The following is a 649-nucleotide window of genomic DNA, read 5'->3' on the forward strand; positions in this document are numbered from 1 at the left end:
TGTCTAAAGAAAAATTTGAACGTACGAAACCGCACGTAAACGTTGGTACTATCGGCCACGTTGACCACGGTAAAACAACTCTAACTGCTGCTATCTGTACTACTCTTGCAAAAGTGTACGGCGGTGTTGCTAAAGATTTCGCATCTATCGATAACGCTCCAGAAGAGCGTGAGCGCGGTATCACAATCGCAACTTCTCACGTTGAGTACGACACTCCAGCACGTCACTACGCACACGTAGACTGTCCAGGACACGCGGATTATGTTAAAAACATGATCACTGGTGCTGCACAAATGGACGGCGGTATCCTAGTTGTTGCTGCGACTGACGGCCCTATGCCTCAAACTCGTGAGCACATCCTACTTGGTCGTCAAGTTGGTATCCCTTACATCATCGTATTCATGAACAAATGTGACATGGTTGATGACGAAGAGCTACTTGAGCTAGTTGAGATGGAAGTTCGTGAACTTCTTTCTGAATACGACTTCCCAGGTGATGACCTACCAGTAATCCAAGGTTCAGCACTTGGCGCACTAAACGGCGAGAAGCAATGGGAAGACAAGATCGTTGAGCTTGCAGAAGCACTAGATTCTTACATTCCTGAGCCAGAGCGTGCAGTAGACCAACCGTTCCTACTACCAATTGAAGA

At 47.1% G+C, this 649-nt stretch carries 1 protein-coding gene; it reads left to right on the plus strand.

Annotated elements, in window-relative coordinates:
* Positions 1-649, plus strand: a 649-nt coding sequence (locus tag ACFI6G_RS22190; RefSeq protein ID WP_462710484.1) for a GTP-binding protein, incomplete at both ends; no start/stop codon positions are given.

The sequence above is a fragment of the Vibrio sp. PSi01 genome (genome assembly GCF_054960695.1).